Genomic DNA, 14,490 nt, shown 5'->3' on the forward strand with positions numbered 1-14,490 from the left:
GCCACCTTGGGGCGCTCGGGTCAGGGGGTGAAGGTGAGGGTGCCGAGCGCGGCGACCAACGGTGCCAGTTCCGGCAAGGACTCGGCTTCGGCGAGGGCTTCCGCCAGTGCCGTGTCGTGGGTCGGACGCGCCGCCGTCAGCAGCGTCTGGCCCGCCGGCGTCACCTCCGTGTAGATGCCCCGGCGGTCGTCCGCGCAGAGGTAGCGGGCCAGCAGCCCGCGGCCCTCCAGCCGCGTGACCAGCCGGGTGGTCGCCGACTGGCTCAGCACCACCGCGTTGGCGAGCTGGTTCATCCGGAGGTGGAAGCCGTCCTGGCGGGCCAGCGCGTCGAGCACGCTGTACTCGCTCACCGACAGTTCGTGGTCGCGCTCGAGCGCGCGCTGCAGCCTGTCCTCGATCCGCGCGTGCAGCGCGGCCAGCGTGCGCCAGCCCTGCGCGCGGGCTTCGACGGCGTCGTCGTCCAGTGACACGGTTCACCTCTCCCGGGCTTGCGCGTACTCCCTTGCACGCTGCACTATCAAGCCTGTGCAATATACGGCGTGTGCAACTATATCGGACGCTCGTAGTTGCTCACGCCCACAAGCCTACCCTGGAAGAAGGAAGTCCATGCCCGCCGCTCTGCTCGCCCTCGCGATCAGCGCTTTCGGGATCGGCACCACCGAGTTCGTGATCATGGGCCTGCTGCCCGAGGTCGCGGCCGACTTCGGCGTCTCGATCCCGTCCGCAGGCCTGCTCATCTCCGGCTACGCGCTCGGCGTCGTCGTCGGTGCCCCCGTGCTCACCGCGCTCGCCTCGCGGGTCCCGCGCAAGACCGTGCTGGTCGCGCTCATGGGCCTGTTCATCGCGGGCAACGTGCTCTCGGCGCTGGCCCCGAGCTACGGCCTGCTGATGACCGGCCGGGTGGTCGCGGCCCTCTCGCACGGCGCGTTCTTCGGCGTCGGCTCGGTCGTCGCCGCCTCGCTGGTCGCCCCGGCCAAGCAGGCCAGCGCCATCGCCCTGATGTTCACCGGGCTGACCGTGGCCAACGTGCTCGGCGTGCCCGCCGGGACCGCGCTCGGCCAGGCCTTCGGCTGGCGCTCGACGTTCTGGGTGGTCAGCGCGCTCGGGGTGATCGGCGCGATCGGCATCCTCGCCCTCGTCCCGCACCAGGAACCGCACCCGGACGCGGGCCTGCGCGGCGAGCTCGCCGTGTTCCGCCGCCCGCAGGTGTGGCTCGCGCTGGCCATGACCGCGCTCGGCTTCGCCGGGGTGTTCGCGTCCTTCACCTACATCGCGCCGATGATGACCGAAGTCGCCGGTTTCTCCGGCGGCGCCGTCACCTGGCTGCTCGTGCTGTTCGGCGCCGGGCTGTTCGCCGGCAACCTGCTCGGCGGCAAGGCCGCGGACCGCAAGCTGATGCCCAGCCTGTACGTCATCCTCGCCGCGCTGGCGCTGGTGCTCGTCGCCTTCGTCTTCACCGCGCACGCGAAAGTGCCGGCGGCGATCACGATCGCGTTGTTCGGCGCGGCCGGGTTCGCGACGGTCCCGCCGCTGCAGGCCCGCGTGATGGCCAAGGCCGAAGGCGCCCCGGCGCTGGCCTCGGCGGCGAACATCGCCGCGTTCAACCTCGGCAACGCCGGCGGCGCGTGGCTCGGCGGCCAGGCCATCGGCGCCGGCCTCGGCTACACCGCCCCCAACTGGATAGGCGCGGTGCTCGCCGCGGCCGGCCTCGCCGTCGCGCTCGTCTCCGGCCTGCTCGACCGCAAGGCCCCGGCTAGTTTCGAAGCCGGGGAACGGGTACCCGCCCGATGAACCTCCCACCGAAAGGAACCCTCGTGACCAGCGTGCCCGTGATCGAACTCAACAACGGCGTGCGGATGCCCCAACTGGGCTACGGCGTGTTCCAGGTCCCGGACGACGAGACCACCGCCGCCGTGAAGGCCGCCCTCGAAGCGGGCTACCGCAGCATCGACACCGCCGCCATCTACGGCAACGAGAAGGGCGTCGGCCAGGCGATCGCCGAGTCCGGCATCGCCCGCGACGAGCTGTTCGTCACCACCAAGCTGTGGAACTCCGCCCAGGGCTACGACACGACGCTCAAGGCCTTCGACGAGAGCATGAAGAAGCTGGGCCTGGAGCAGCTGGACCTGTACCTGATCCACTGGCCGACGCCGGAGCGCGACAAGTACCTCGACACGTGGAAGGCGTTCGAGAAGCTGCACGCCGACGGACGCGTCCGCGCGATCGGCGTGTCCAACTTCCAGCCCGCGCACCTCGAGCGACTGCTCGACGCGGCCGACGTCGCCCCGGCCGTCAACCAGATCGAGCTCCACCCCTACCTGCAGCAGCAGGAGGTCCGCGAGTTCGACGCGAAGCACGGCATCGCGACCGAGGCGTGGAGCCCGCTGGCCAAGGGCGGCTCGCTGCTGGGCGACCCGATCGTCGCGGACCTGGCGGTCAAGCACGGCCGCACGCCGGCGCAGATCGTGCTGCGCTGGCACCTGCAGCTGGGCAACGTCGTGATCCCGAAGTCCGTGACGCCGTCACGGATCGCGGAGAACTTCGACCTGTTCGGGTTCACCCTCTCGGAGGAGGAGCTGGACTCGCTGACCCCGCTGGACCGCGGCGAGCGCACCGGCCCGGACCCGGACACCTTCAACGCCGCCTGACCCGCACCCCCGTCGTGAGTGGTTAGGGCGGTTAGAACCGCCCTAACCACTCACGACGAGCCGCGGCAAAGCTCATTGCTTGCGGGCGACTCCGCCCAGGGTCAGGAAGTTCAGCTCGCTCAACGGGTGGATGCGGGGCCCGTCGGGCCACCATTCGTGCAGGTAGACCAGCCCCGGCCGGAGCAGCTCGGTGCCTTCGAAGAACGCCGTGATCTGCTCCCGGGTGCGGTGGACGCTGCCCAGCCCGGTGCCCTGGAAGCTCGTCTCCAGCAGGCGCGCCAGTTCCTGGCGGGGCGAGTCCTCTTCCGGGTCGAAGTGGTGCGTGAGCAGCAGGTACGAGCCGGGCGCGAGCGCCGCCACGTACTCCGCGACGATCGACTTCGCGCGCCCGTAGTCGTCGATGTGGTGGACGATCGACGTCAGGATCAGCGCCACCGGCCGGGTGAAGTCGAGGTACTCCTTGACGACCTCGTCGGCCAGCGTCTCCGCCGGGCGGGTCAGGTCCGCGCCCGTCACGTGGGTCAGGTAGTTCTCCTCGAGCAGCGCCCGGCCGTGCACCTGCACGACCGGGTCGTTGTCGACGTACACCACCTGCGCGTCCGGGTTGTACCGCTGGGCCACCTGGTGGGTGTTCTCCGCGGTCGGCATGCCGGAGCCCAGGTCGAGGAACTGGTCGATGCCGCGTTTCCCGGCGAGGAACCGGACCGCGCGCACCAGCCAGTCGCGGTGCTCCTTCGCCATCGTGTGCGCGCCGGGCGCGATCGCCAGCAGGCGCCGCATCGCTTCGCGGTCGACCTCGTAGTGGTCGTGGCCGCCCAGCAGCGCGTCCGACAGCCGGGCCAGGCTCGCCTTGGAGAAATCGAGGGACGCCGAGCCTCCCTCGGTTCCGGACCGCAGGTCGCCAGGCGTCATCGACTGTTCTCCCTCGTCTGTGGCGCCGGCCCCTGCCCCGGGCCCGGCCACCTTTGTCCGGCAACGGACAGTGCTCAGACTACGACATGCCGTTCACCAAGTGAACCGGGCCGAAGGGCCTTACCTGCCAGGGACTATTACCCGATTCGCACTTCGCGCCAGTTGTGTCCGCCGTCGGTGGTCCGGTACAGGGCGGAACCGCCGTCGGCGTCCGGCTGACCGTCGACGACGACCCCGACGCCGCCGCCGGGGAAGTCGAGATCGGTCAGGCAGAGCCCACGGTCGGACAGAACTGTCGTCGTCCAGGTGCGGCCGCCGTCGGCCGTGCTGTGCAGGAACCCGGTGCCGCCACCTTCGGCCGCGACCGTGGCCGACATCGGCGACGCCGCGGCGAAGCCCTGCGTGATCCCCGCGAAGGGCGCCGCGTCACCACCGCTGAACGTCCCGCCGAGCTTCGCCGCGTGGCGCAGCTGCCGCTCGGTCGACCCGGGCTGCGGCGAACCGGGGCTGCTGCTGCACAGGGCCACGACCTGCCGGTCGCGGACCCCGGCGAGCGAGGCGACCGACCCGGCCGGGCACGGCGGTCCGGCCGGGGTGAAGCGGACGCCGTCGCGCGAGGTCCAGTACTTCTCCGTGCCGTAGTCCGCGCCGAGCGCGACCTGCAGGCCACCGCCGACGGCCAGGTCGCCGTAGGTGATCCCGCCATCGACCGCGAAGCCGGGCACCGGGACCAGCACCGGCGAGCCGGCGGCGCCGGAGTACAGCCGCGTCGAGCCGTGGCCCTCGCCGTAGGTGGTGAGGACGGCGAAGACCCGGCCGGCGGTTTCGGTGATCTTCGAAACGTAGTAGGGCTCCCGCGCCCCGGCCAGGCCGACCGGGTGCCAGCTCGCGCCGCCGTCGCGCGTGGACAGCACGTGGACGCCGTCGCTGACGTACCCGACGCGGTCGCCGGCGAACGTCAGCGCGACGTGGTTGTGGTTGTCCGGCAACGCCATCGGCGGCGCGCCGAGGCGCCGCCAGTGCGTTCCGCCGTCGGCCGTGCCCAGCAGCGCCGGGCACCACGACTTCCCGCAGGGCGAGTAGCCGAGGACGTACCCGGTGGCGGGGCTCGTCCAGCTCGTCGATGCGGGCCGGAACCCCCTCGGGACAACGGTTTCCGCCGTCGCGGGCGAGACCACCACGGCCAGGAGGGAGAGGACGGACGCGAGCAGCGCCGGGATTCTCATGATCACCTGGACGTGCCGCGCGGGAGGGGGTTGCCCCTCCAGCGCGAGGTTCCACCGCGCGGCTCAGCGCGCGGCGGCCAGCCGGGCGTCGAGCTCGGCGAGGTCGGCCACGAACCAGACGTTCCGGCCGCGGTTCGACTCCCGCACGACGTCCCGGAAGGCCGTGCTCGCCTCGACGTGCCCGCCGACGTCGCCGAGCAGCACCAGCCGGAAGCCGTACTGGACGATCTTCGAGAAGAAGTGCCCGATGAGCTTGGTGTGCATGTCGAAGAACCGGGCGGGGAACCGCTCGACCGGCACGACGAGGACGTCGACGGCCTGCCCGTAGGTGGCGCCGACGAGGTCGACGGCGTCTTGCTCGGTGGCCAGGTCCGGCCCTTCGGCCGGCACGAACCACACCCCGGTGCCGTGGCGCTGGTCGATCACGATCCTGCTCCCCTCAAGAACTTCACGGTGGACTCCGCCCAGCCGGGCAGGAAGTGCCCGGCGTCCTCGGCCAGCCGGACGTCGGCGTCCGGCCGGGCTTCCCGCAGCTTCGCCGCGGCGTCGCGCTGGTCGAGGAGGACGTCGTGCGCGCCGAAATGGGCCTGCACCGGCATGGCGAGTTCGCGCAGCCGCTCCACCGGGAAGACCGGGATCGGCTCCAGCCGCGGCTTGAAGTGCTCGAACGTCGCCAGGGTGAACTCGCCGATCGCGCGCCGCGCCGGGTCGGCGGGGCTGCCCTTCGCGACCATGGCCAGCGAACGCCGCCGTCCCCAGGCGCCGAACAGGCTGTAGGCGGCGAACCCGAGCAGCGGCGCGACCCGGCGCCGGCCGATCCCGGACGGGTTGACCAGCACCAGCGCCGCGACGCGCTCCGGACGGCGGAGCGCGTAGTCGAGTGCCCACCAGCCGCCCAGCGAGGTGCCGAGGAAGGCCGCGCGGGGCAGTCCGAGCGCGTCGAGGACGTCGTCGAGCCACTCGGCGTAGGCCGGCGACCCGAGCGGCGGCCGCGCTTCGACGGTCCGGCCCGGCTCCCCGGGCGCGTCGACGGCGTGCACGCGCAGGTGTCCGGCGAGCGTCGCGATGTCGGGCAGCCAGTGCGCGGCGGTGCCCCCGGAGCCCTGCAGCGCAACGACCGGCGGCGCGCCCACCGGACCGGAGACCACGGCGAAGGTGTCGCCGAGGCGGGTCTCGAAAGTGCGCGTTTCGGACGGCACCGGCCAGTCTTCGAGGAGGGCGTCGTAGCGCCGACGGACCGCTTCCGCGCCTTCGGCCGAGCGGTAGACGGTGGTCACGACAGGCCTTCGGTGAACGAGGCCACGAAGCGCAGCAGCTCGGCGCCGGCGGCGAGGTCGCCGAGCACGATGATCTTCATGGTGGCGCGCTCCTTGTCGTAGATGGTCTCGACGCGCAGGGGCCGCTCACCCCCGTCCCGCGGCCCGTTCACCGAGGCGACGACCACGGTGGCGATCCGGTCGGCCGTCGCCCGGTCGACGCCGCTGACCTCGGCGACGCTCGAAAGTTCGGCGACGGGCCGGTCCGGCCGCGGTTCCGCCACCGGCAGCCCGGTGAAGGCCTCGAGATCGTCGGCGGCGATCCGGTATTGCTTGCCGATCCGGACCGCCTTGAGCCGCCCGTCCCGCACGTAGTTCCGGACCGTCCGGACGTGCAGCCCGAGCTTCGCGGCGACCTGTTCGACGGAGAAGACCTCCTGCGCCATGACCCTCCTTATGTTCCGCAAACTACCCTACCATGTCAAGAGTCAGGGAAGTTTGGGGAACATGTGGTTCGCTCGCCCGGGTGACGGGTATCCCCCGGTGTTGCTCCCGCTCGCCCAGGTACGTCCACATCGGACAGTCGAAAGGACGGCGACGTCGATGCCGTATCCCCCGCCCCAAGAACCGTACGAACCGCCGTACGAACCGGCTCCGGCCGAAGAAGTCGTGGAGCGCACCCACCCGCGCATCCGGATCGTGCGCACGGTCAACGCCCTCATCCACCTCGTGCGCGGCGTGTTCGCGCTGGTGCTCGCCGTGCACATCCTGCTGGTGTTCGGCGAGGCGAACGCGGCTAACGGCTTCGCGCACCTCATCTCCGAATGGTCGGCCGGCGTCTCCCTCGGCCTGCGCAACCTCTTCACCCCGGACAACGAGAAGTTCCGGGTGTTCTGCAACGACGGCCTGGCCGCGGTCATCTGGCTGGTCATCGGGGCCGTGCTGACCGACGTCATCACGCGCATCGGCGCACCCGGCCCGAGGCGGGTCTGGTACCGCCGCCGCAGCTACCACGGATGACGCGAAAGAAGCCGCCCCGGTCACGACCGGGGCGGCTTCTTCGTGCGCTGCGTCAGCCCTGCGGCTGTTCGACGACCGGCCGGACGGGCTCCGGCTCCGGCTCCGCCGGGACCTCGGTGGCATCGGCGGGCCGGGGAGCGGGAACGCCCTGGGCGGCGACCACGTCGAAGTGCTCCCGGCACCAGCGGCCGTAGCGGCGTGCCTGCACTGTCATTGCGTCCACCTCCTCTCCACGGGCGATCCTGGTCACATTCCCAGCGTCCTCCGCCGGGGCGCCGAAAGCCAACAGATTTAAGCCGGACTTAAGGACACGACCGGATGAATGTCCACAAAGGACGTCAGCCCGCGAACTCCCGCACGACCGTCCGGCAGAACGCCGGCAGGTCGTCCGGATTGCGGCTCGAAACCAGGCCGTTGTCGACTACGACTTCTTCGTCGACGACCGTGGCGCCGGCGTTACGCAGGTCGGTCCGGATGCTCGGGAACGACGTCAGCGTCCGGCCGCGTACGACATCCGCTTCGACGAGCGTCCACGGACCGTGGCAGATGACGCCCACCGGCTTGCCCGCGCGGACGAAATCACCGACGAACTTGACCGCTTCGCCGTTCGTCCGGAGGTTGTCGGGGTTCATCGTGCCGCCCGGGAGCAGCAGCGCGTCGAAGTCGCCGATGCCGACGTCGGCCACCTTGCGGTCGACCGTGAACCGGTCGCCCTTGTCGATGTCGCCGTTCATCGCCTGGATCTCACCGGTGTCCAGCGACACCAGCTCCACCGTCGCGCCCTCGTCGAGGACGGCCTGGCGCGGCTGCTCCAGTTCGACCTGTTCGACTCCGTCCGCGGCCAGGATCGCGACGCGGCGTCCTTGCAGTGCGTTCGCCATGAAACTTCCTCCGTCGGGATCGATGCACGAAGGAATTACCCCCTCCGGGGGCGGTCAAACCCAGTCCACACAGGACATCCGGTCAGTCGGAGCACTCCACGGCCAGCACCGCGATGTCGTCGTGGGCGGAGCTGCCGAGCCAGTCGCGCACGGCCTGGCGCAGCCGCCGCACGACCTCCCGGGCGGGCTGGCCCGCCGCGGTCGCCAGCACCGCGCGCAGCCGGTCGTCGCCGAACAGCTCCGTCTGGTCGTGCCGGTTGCGGGCTTCGGTGATGCCGTCGGTGTAGAGCAGGCAGACGTCGCCGCGTTCCAGCCGCACCTCCGCCTCGGCGAACCGGGCCTGCGGCGAGATCCCGACCAGCGTCCCCGGGACGGTGACCTCCTCGACCACGCCGCCCCGGCGGACGATCAGCGGCGCCGGGTGCCCGCCGGAGGCCAGCGTCAGGCCGACGCCGCCGTCCGACGGCCGGGCCGTGCCGAGCACCAGCGTGGCGAACCGGCTGCTGCCGCCGGCGATGAGCAGCTCGTTGAGCAGCCGCAGCAGGGTCCGGCCGTCGCGCTCGACCATGGCGAGCGCGGTCAGCGCGTGCCGGACCCGCCCGGTCAGCGCCGCGGCCTCGGCGCCCTTGCCGCAGATGTCGCCGAGCACCAGGAACGCGCTGCCGTCGTCGTGCGCGAGGACGTCGTAGAAGTCGCCGCCGACCGCGAGCACGCCGGCAGCCGGCTCGTACCAGGTCTCGAACCGGGCGCCGTCCAGCTCGGGCGGGTCGACCGGGCGCAGCGTGGTCTCCAGGCCGCGCGTGGCTTCCTCCTGGCGGGCGTAGCGCTGCGCGTTGGCCAGCGCCGTCCCGGCCGCCTTGGCGAACTCGACGACCGCCCGGCCCTGCTCGGCGCCGAACTCCGGGTCGGCCTTGCGGCCCAGCAGCAGTGCACCGGTGACGCCGGAGCCGCTGTTCGGGCCCAGCGACACCACCGCGACCTCGGCGTGGCCGGCGAACCGATCGGCTACGACCGACGGCAGGGTGGCGACCTCGGGTGCCGGAACGGGGGCCACCTGCGGCTTCCCGGTGGCCACGAACGTCGCCGCCAGCACCGGCGCGACCTGCGCGGGGACCCGGCGGATCCGGCCGTGGCCGTGCGCCGACGGGCGCTCGCAGCTCCACCACTCCCAGCGGCCGCGGGTGGTCGGCAGCAGCACGAAGACCGTCTCGGCCAGCGCGGACGCGGCCAGCTCGGCGATCACCCGCGCGGTGCCGTGACGCCCGCGCGCGGCGGCCAGCCGGGGACCGGCCTCGGCCAGGAAGTCGCCGACGTGCCGCTGTAAAACGTCTTCCGCGGGCACGGTCCAGGCGTGCCAGCCGCCGGGCAGGGCGCGGATCCGGGCCGGGCGGCGGTTGCCCGCCACTTCGACGTGGCCGACCACCTGGCTTACGGGGGTCCGGGTGGCGGAGCCCCCGGCCAGGGGCGAAGCCCCTGATGTCGGAGTTTCGGCGATCGGGTGCAGCCGCGGCTCGGCGCCGCCGGTCAGCGTGTGTGCCGCCGGGTTCGCCCAGCGCAGCGCGCCGTCGGCGTCCTGGAGGAACACCGCGTCGCGCACGTCTTCGAGGACGGCCCGCCCGAAGGCGTCGAAGCCCGGCGGCGCGTCCTCACCGGTCATCGGCGGCAGGGCCGCCGAGGCCGGGGCCGGACGTGACACCATGCACGGACCTCCTGCCTCCGGACTGCTATCGCACGGTTACCGCGTGAGCGGGCGGACTGGCTCGAAGTGTAGGGCGAATCATGACACGCTGGGTCGAGGACCATGGCTGGCGCATGCGTGGTGGAGAGGGTCGGCACACATGACAACGGAATCCCAGAGCGAGGCGGCGGCGCTGGAGCGGCTGCTCGTGGCGGTGCGGGATCTCGGGGACGGCAACTTCCGCCGGCGGCTCGTCCCGCACGGCGACGGCATCTCGGCGCAGCTCGCGGTCGCGTTCAACGACATCGCCGAACGCAACCAGCGGCTGGTCAGCGAGCTGCTGCGGGTGCGCGCGGCCGTCGGCCAGGACGGCAGGCTGAGCGAGCGGCTGGAGGCCGAGGTCGGCCCCGGCGGCTGGAGCACCGCCGTCGACAGCGTCAACGGCCTGGTCGAGGACCTCACGCGGCCCACCATCGAGCTGGACCGGGTGCTCGGCGCGGTCGCCGAGGGCGACCTCTCCCAGCCGATGACCCTGACCCTGGACGGCCGCCCGCTGCAGGGCGCGTACGCCACGCTGGCGAAGACGGTCAACGGCCTCATCGCGCAGCTGTCGAGGTTCGCCGCCGAGGTGACGAGGCTCTCCCGCGAGATCGCGGGTGAGGGACGTCTCGGCGGCCAGGCGGTCGTCCCGGGTGTGTCCGGGACCTGGCGCGACCTGACCGACTCCGTCAACTTCATGGCCGACAACCTCACCGAGCAGGTCCGCAACATCGCCCAGGTCACCACCGCCGTCGCCCGCGGCGACCTGACCCAGAAGATCAACGTCGACGCCCGCGGCGAGATCCTCGAGCTCAAGAACACCATCAACACCATGGTGGACCAGCTGTCGTCGTTCGCCGACGAGGTCACCCGCGTCTCCCGCGAGGTCGGCTCGGACGGCAAGCTCGGCGGCCAGGCCCAGGTCCCGGGCGTCGCCGGCACGTGGCGCGACCTCACCGACTCGGTCAACCTGATGGCCGACAACCTCACCGACCAGGTCCGCGGGATCTCGCAGGTGGCGACCGCGGTGGCCAACGGCGACCTGACGAAGAAGATCGACGTCGACGCCCGCGGCGAGATCCTGCAGCTGAAGAACACGCTCAACACGATGGTCGACCAGCTCTCGGCGTTCGCCGGCGAGGTCACGCGCGTGGCGCGCGAGGTCGGCAGCGAGGGCAAGCTGGGCGGCCAGGCCGAGGTGGCCGGCGCGGCCGGGACGTGGCGCAGCCTCACCGACTCGGTCAACCAGATGGCCGACAACCTCACCGACCAGGTCCGCAACATCTCGCACGTGACCACGGCCGTGGCGAAGGGCGACCTGACCCAGAAGATCACCGTCGACGCCCGCGGCGAGATCCTCGAGCTCAAGACGACCATGAACACGATGGTCGACCAGCTGTCCGCGTTCGCCGACGAAGTCACCCGCGTCGCCCGCGAGGTCGGTACCGAGGGCCAGCTGGGCGGGCAGGCGCAGGTCCCGGGCGTCGCCGGCACCTGGCGCGACCTCACCGGGTCGGTGAACTTCATGGCGAACAACCTGACCACCCAGGTGCGCAACATCGCCCAGGTCGCCACCGCCGTCGCGCGCGGCGACCTGACGCAGAAGATCGCGGTGGACGCCCGGGGCGAGATCCTCGAGCTCAAGGACACGCTGAACACGATGGTGGACCAGCTGTCCGCCTTCGCCGACGAAGTCACCCGCGTCGCCCGCGAGGTCGGCACCGAAGGCAAGCTCGGCGGCCAGGCCACCGTGCCCGGCGTCGCCGGGACCTGGAAGGACCTCACCGACAACGTCAACTTCATGGCGAACAACCTGACCGACCAGGTCCGGAACATCGCCCAGGTGACGTCGGCGGTCGCGAAGGGCGACCTGACCCAGAAGATCTCGGTCGACGCCCGCGGCGAGATCCTCGAACTCAAGACGACGCTGAACACGATGGTGGACCAGCTCTCCGCCTTCGCCGACGAAGTCACCCGCGTCGCCCGCGAAGTCGGCACCGAAGGCAAGCTCGGCGGCCAGGCCACCGTCCGCGGCGTCGCGGGCACGTGGAAGGACCTCACCGACAACGTCAACGTCATGGCCACCAACCTGACCGACCAGGTGCGCAGCATCGCCACCGTGGCGGCCGGCGTGGCCAACGGCGACCTGTCGAAGAAGATCTCGATCGACGCCCAGGGCGAGGTCGCGGCGCTCGCCGAGACGCTGAACGGCATGGTCGAGACGCTGCGCGCGTTCGCCGACGAGGTCACCCGCGTCTCGCGCGAGGTCGGTACCGAAGGCATCCTCGGCGGCCAAGCGCGCGTCCCCGGCGTGGCCGGGACCTGGAAGGACCTGACCGAGAACGTCAACTTCATGGCGCACAACCTGACCAGCCAGGTGCGCAACATCTCCCAGGTGACCACCGCGGTCGCGCGGGGCGACCTGACGAAGAAGATCGACGTCGACGCCCGCGGCGAGATCCTGGAACTCAAGACCACGATGAACACGATGGTCGACCAGCTCTCGGCGTTCGCCTCCGAGGTCACGCGCGTGGCGCGCGAGGTCGGCACCGAGGGCAAGCTCGGCGGCCAGGCCGAGGTCGACGGCGTGTCCGGCACCTGGCAGCGGCTCACCGAGAGCGTGAACCAGCTGGCCGGGAACCTGACCACGCAGGTCCGCGCGATCGCGCAGGTGGCGACGGCGGTGACGGCGGGCGACCTGACCCGGCACATCACGGTCGACGCGTCCGGCGAGGTCGCGGACCTCAAGGACAACATCAACCAGATGATCGCGAACCTCAAGGAGACGACGAGGACCAACCGCGAGCAGGACTGGCTGAAGACGAACCTCGCGCAGCTGTCGGGCCGGATGCAGGGGCACCGCGACCTGGCGTCGGTCGCCGCGCTGATCCTGTCCGAGCTGGCCCCGCTGGTCCGGGCGCAGCAGGGCGCGTTCTTCCTGGCCCGCGACGACGACCGCGACGGCACGGTGCTCGAGTGCATCGCCGCCTACGGCCTCGCCCAGTCGCGCGCCGGGCTGCGGTTCGCGATCGGCGAGTCGCTGATCGGGCAGGCCGCCGTCGACCACCGCACGATCCTGGTCCAGGACGCGCCGCCGGAGTACGCGCTGGTGTCGTCCGGGCTCGGCTCGGCGTCGCCGGTGAACCTCATCGTGCTGCCGGTGCTGTTCCAGGGCGAGGTGCTCGGGGTGCTGGAGCTGGCCTCGGTCAACGAGTTCAGCACGGTGCACCAGGACCTGCTGGAGCAGCTGCGGCACACGATCGGCGTCAACGTCAACACGATCCTGTCCAACTCGCGGACCGAAGCGCTGCTGACCGAGTCGCAGCGGCTGGCCCAGGAGCTGCGGGCGCGGTCGGAGCAGCTGCAGGCCCAGCAGGGCGAGCTGCGGCGGTCCAACACCGAGCTGGCCGAGAAGGCCGCGCTGCTGGCCCAGCAGAACCGCGACATCGAGGTCAAGAACAGCGAGATCGAGCAGGCGCGCCAGGAGCTGGAGGAGCGTGCCGGGCAGCTGACGGTGGCGTCGCAGTACAAGACCGAGTTCATGGCGAACATGTCGCACGAGCTGCGGACGCCGCTGAACAGCGCGTTGATCCTGGCGAAGCTGCTGTCGGAGAACCCCGAGGGCAACCTGACGGAGAAGCAGATCCAGTTCGCGAAGACGATCTACGCGGCCGGGTCGGACCTGCAGCAGCTGATCAACGACATACTGGATCTGGCCAAGGTCGAGGCGGGCCGGCTCGACCTGCAGATGACCGACATCACGCTGCCGGAGCTGGTGGACTACGTCGAGTCCCTGTGCCGGCCGTTGACGGCGGACAAGGGCCTGGAGTTCGCGGTCCACATCGACCCGCCGGTGCCGGGCAGCGTCCACACCGACGAGCACCGGCTCCAGCAGATCCTCAGGAATTTGCTGTCGAACGCGGCGAAGTTCACCGACGAGGGCGGCGTCCGCCTCCACATCCGGGCGGCGGACCCGGCGGAAGTCGAGCAGGAAGCGCTCCGGAGCGCGCCCGGCATCATCGCGTTCGCGGTCGAGGACACGGGCATCGGGATCCCGGAGGAGAAGCTGGCGGTGATCTTCGAGGCGTTCCGCCAGGCGGACGGCACGACGAGCCGCAAGTACGGCGGAACGGGCCTGGGGCTGAACATCAGCCAGCAGCTGACCGAGCTCCTGGGCGGCGAGCTGCGGGTGGTGAGCGAGCCGGGCGTCGGTTCGACGTTCACGCTGTACCTCCCGGTGGCGGCGGCCAACCTGGTGGACCCGGCCGTGACGGCGCTGTCGTCCCCGCGGCTGCCTCCGGTCCCGAGCACGGTCCTGGTGGCGGCCCCGGACGTGACGCCGAAGCGCTTCCACGGCGAGAAGGTCCTCATCGTCGACGACGATTTGCGGAACGTCTTCGCGTTGGCGGCGGTCCTGGAGCAGGCGGGCCTGGAGGTGGTCTACGCGGAGACGGGCGTGGACGGAATCCGGGCACTGGAGCGCAACGAGGACACGGCGCTGGTGCTGATGGACGTGATGATGCCGGAGCTGGACGGCAACGCGACGATCGCGGCGATCCGGGCCGAGGCGGCCAACGCGGACCTGCCGGTGATCGCGGTCACGGCGAAGGCAACACCCGAGGACCGCGCCCGCACCCTGGCCAGCGGCGCGGACGACTACATCACGAAGCCGGTGGACACGGACAAGCTGCTGGACGTCATAGCGGCGTCCCTGGAGGCGGACGCCGCGTCGTTTGGAGCGGGTGACGGGAATCGAACCCGCGTAGCTAGTTTGGAAGACTAGGGCTCTACCATTGAGCTACACCCGCGTGCCCCCGGAGGTACCCGGGT

General features: G+C 71.3%; 13 protein-coding genes and 1 tRNA gene. 4 read left to right on the forward strand and 10 right to left on the reverse strand.

Going from position 1 to position 14,490, the window contains the following annotated elements:
• Positions 1 to 20 precede the first annotated feature (20 nt).
• Positions 21 to 470, reverse strand: a complete 450-nt coding sequence (locus QRX60_RS50675; protein ID WP_285998595.1) for a MarR family winged helix-turn-helix transcriptional regulator — start codon at positions 468 to 470, stop codon at positions 21 to 23.
• Between the two features lie 136 nt (positions 471 to 606).
• Between QRX60_RS50675 and QRX60_RS50680 the strand changes: the two genes are divergently transcribed.
• Both QRX60_RS50680 and QRX60_RS50685 read left to right on the forward strand, forming a co-directional pair.
• A complete protein-coding gene (locus tag QRX60_RS50680) occupies positions 607 to 1,791 on the forward strand; it encodes an MFS transporter (protein ID WP_285998596.1) in 1,185 nt (394 codons plus the stop codon).
• 23 nt (positions 1,792 to 1,814) lie between these two features.
• Positions 1,815 to 2,648: an aldo/keto reductase gene (locus tag QRX60_RS50685; RefSeq protein ID WP_285998597.1), complete on the forward strand. Its 834-nt coding sequence runs from the start codon at positions 1,815 to 1,817 to the stop codon at positions 2,646 to 2,648.
• Positions 2,649 to 2,720: 72 nt separating this feature from the next.
• Here QRX60_RS50685 and QRX60_RS50690 read toward each other — a convergent pair whose 3' ends face one another.
• From QRX60_RS50690 to QRX60_RS50710, 5 genes are all read right to left on the reverse strand, one after another.
• Positions 2,721 to 3,560, reverse strand: coding sequence for an SAM-dependent methyltransferase (locus QRX60_RS50690; RefSeq protein ID WP_285998598.1), 840 nt, complete (start codon positions 3,558 to 3,560; stop codon positions 2,721 to 2,723).
• 137 nt (positions 3,561 to 3,697) lie between these two features.
• Positions 3,698 to 4,792, reverse strand: coding sequence for a beta propeller repeat protein (locus tag QRX60_RS50695; RefSeq protein ID WP_285998599.1), 1,095 nt, complete (start codon positions 4,790 to 4,792; stop codon positions 3,698 to 3,700).
• A gap of 57 nt (positions 4,793 to 4,849) precedes the next feature.
• On the reverse strand, positions 4,850 to 5,212 hold the full coding sequence (locus tag QRX60_RS50700) for a DUF4180 domain-containing protein (protein ID WP_285998600.1): 363 nt from the start codon (positions 5,210 to 5,212) through the stop codon (positions 4,850 to 4,852).
• On the reverse strand, positions 5,209 to 6,063 hold the full coding sequence (locus QRX60_RS50705; RefSeq protein WP_285998601.1) for an alpha/beta fold hydrolase: 855 nt from the start codon (positions 6,061 to 6,063) through the stop codon (positions 5,209 to 5,211). The genes QRX60_RS50700 and QRX60_RS50705 overlap by 4 nt, the downstream gene beginning before the upstream one ends.
• On the reverse strand, positions 6,060 to 6,488 hold the full coding sequence (locus QRX60_RS50710) for a helix-turn-helix domain-containing protein (RefSeq protein ID WP_285998602.1): 429 nt from the start codon (positions 6,486 to 6,488) through the stop codon (positions 6,060 to 6,062). Before QRX60_RS50710 ends, QRX60_RS50705 begins: the two co-directional genes overlap by 4 nt.
• 157 nt (positions 6,489 to 6,645) lie before the next feature.
• On the opposite strand from QRX60_RS50710, the gene QRX60_RS50715 reads away from it, so the two are divergent.
• Positions 6,646 to 7,062: a hypothetical protein gene (locus QRX60_RS50715; RefSeq protein WP_285998603.1), complete on the forward strand. Its 417-nt coding sequence runs from the start codon at positions 6,646 to 6,648 to the stop codon at positions 7,060 to 7,062.
• A gap of 52 nt (positions 7,063 to 7,114) precedes the next feature.
• Here QRX60_RS50715 and QRX60_RS50720 read toward each other — a convergent pair whose 3' ends face one another.
• The 3 genes from QRX60_RS50720 to QRX60_RS50730 form a co-directional block, all read right to left on the reverse strand.
• Positions 7,115 to 7,276: a hypothetical protein gene (locus QRX60_RS50720; protein WP_285998604.1), complete on the reverse strand. Its 162-nt coding sequence runs from the start codon at positions 7,274 to 7,276 to the stop codon at positions 7,115 to 7,117.
• Positions 7,277 to 7,400: 124 nt separating this feature from the next.
• On the reverse strand, positions 7,401 to 7,943 hold the full coding sequence (locus tag QRX60_RS50725) for a type 1 glutamine amidotransferase domain-containing protein (protein WP_285998605.1): 543 nt from the start codon (positions 7,941 to 7,943) through the stop codon (positions 7,401 to 7,403).
• Positions 7,944 to 8,025: 82 nt separating this feature from the next.
• A complete protein-coding gene (locus QRX60_RS50730) occupies positions 8,026 to 9,642 on the reverse strand; it encodes a SpoIIE family protein phosphatase (RefSeq protein ID WP_332845816.1) in 1,617 nt (538 codons plus the stop codon).
• Between the two features lie 139 nt (positions 9,643 to 9,781).
• On the opposite strand from QRX60_RS50730, the gene QRX60_RS50735 reads away from it, so the two are divergent.
• Entirely contained in the window at positions 9,782 to 14,443 is a 4,662-nt protein-coding gene (locus QRX60_RS50735; RefSeq protein ID WP_286003876.1) for a HAMP domain-containing protein, read from the forward strand.
• Here the strand turns inward: QRX60_RS50735 and QRX60_RS50740 are convergent.
• Positions 14,395 to 14,468, reverse strand: a tRNA-Gly gene (locus QRX60_RS50740). The two genes, QRX60_RS50735 and QRX60_RS50740, sit on opposite strands and share 49 nt — an antisense overlap.
• Between the last annotated feature and the right edge of the window lie 22 nt (positions 14,469 to 14,490).

Origin of the sequence: Amycolatopsis mongoliensis, from assembly GCF_030285665.1 — a bacterium.
GTDB classification, from domain to species: domain Bacteria; phylum Actinomycetota; class Actinomycetes; order Mycobacteriales; family Pseudonocardiaceae; genus Amycolatopsis; species Amycolatopsis mongoliensis.